Origin of the sequence: Marinobacter sp. EN3 (assembly GCF_000475315.1) — a bacterium.
Lineage (GTDB): Bacteria > Pseudomonadota > Gammaproteobacteria > Pseudomonadales > Oleiphilaceae > Marinobacter > Marinobacter nauticus.
Genome location: NZ_AXCC01000044.1, coordinates 1 through 1,428 on the forward strand (window position 1 = coordinate 1; position 1,428 = coordinate 1,428).

A 1,428-nucleotide genomic window follows, 5' to 3' on the forward strand; every position below is an offset into this window, starting at 1 on the left:
CGAGAAGGCTCATATGTGTTAAATGCTTTAGCTGCCATACCCAGGCAGCCAGCTTTGCTTGTCTATTTCATCAATTGAACCGGATGCTAGAAGAGACCAAAGCTCAATTACCTTTTCCTTGGGCGCACCGCGCATATGCTTCGGCTCGCCATCGCCCGCAACGTTCTCCCACACAAGCAAACCTGACGAGAATGCTGATAAGCACCATTCGGATTCATGAGTGAGCGAAACATCGGTGTGCTCACCATCAGCTTGGGATAACTCAGCGTAGAGATCTGGAAGCGATTCGAGAGGGAACTCTATGTCCGAATTGCCCATTAGATGATTTACCCAGTATGTCACAGTGGCTCCTTGTGCATTTAACGCTGAGGTAACCGGCGCCGGAGCGCAGCGAAGGGAACCAAAAGCTGTAAGCTTTTGGCGTCCGGTTGACCGGCTGGTTAGTGGCCGGTCACCACCAGGGTCTCCCTTGGCAGCCAACGCTGCATGCCCTCTCCCGAACACCTTGCACCAACCAGACGGATGGCGAAAGGAACCAGAACGCAAACCGCACCAACCCGATTACCATTTGAACTGGACGGCCCCACGACTGGGGCACGCCATGGATAACTATGCTGCGTGTGATGTTGGCAACCAACCCGGACAGCCACTTTTCCGGCCTTGGCCATCATCGACATAAGCGGCTTTGCAGCCAAACCCAGTGCCAAGGCCTTTGCACCGAGCCCGCCAAAAATGGAGGCGGCCTGGGCCAATAACGCCAGCGCACAACGGCGCCCTTATAATGGAGGCGCAGCCGCAATGAAAAGGGCGTCCGGCGGCCACCGGCCGCGAATTGATGCGCCTTGTTAGATGCCGTTTACCCGGCATTTTATTGTGGCACCCAAAGCTGAATGCCTACTCCCGATACGTTGCACCAGCGCGACCCATGGCGCTAGGAACCAGAACACCCTATGCACAGATGATGCACGGACTTTACGCCGGATTGCCCCGCAACCTTAACACCGAGTTGCCAGCCAAAAACCGGAGACTGACTGGCGGCTGTGTTTTGCCCGAGAACCACTGCCAAGCCGCGGCCAAACACCAAACCCAAAACCGCCGGAGCCAAGCATTTAACGCTGAGCTTAGCGGCGGCCTTGTAATGGAGGCGAAGCCGCAATGTAAAGGGCGTCCGGCGGCCATCGGCCGCGTACTACAGCGACTGGTTAGTGGCAGGTAATGACACTGCCGGCTCCCTGGCACTGACCTTGACGGCCTACTCCGTAACCCGGCACCGACATGAGCCGATGCACTCTGTTTGAAACACCGCTAAAGATGCGGTGAATGAACCTAAACTCAAAGGTAGCAGATCTGGACGAAGTTTTCGGCGGACGGCCCCACACGGTGAACACCGAATTTCTGCCAAAACTCTTGCTAGCCCGGATTTCTCAT

At 56.0% G+C, this 1,428-nt stretch carries 1 protein-coding gene; it reads right to left on the reverse strand.

Translation table 11 applies throughout. From position 1 onward, the window contains the following. Positions 1–27: 27 nt before the first annotated feature. Positions 28–342, reverse strand: a complete 315-nt coding sequence (locus tag Q675_RS37745; protein WP_152525370.1) for a hypothetical protein — start codon at positions 340–342, stop codon at positions 28–30. Positions 343–1,428 lie beyond the last annotated feature (1,086 nt).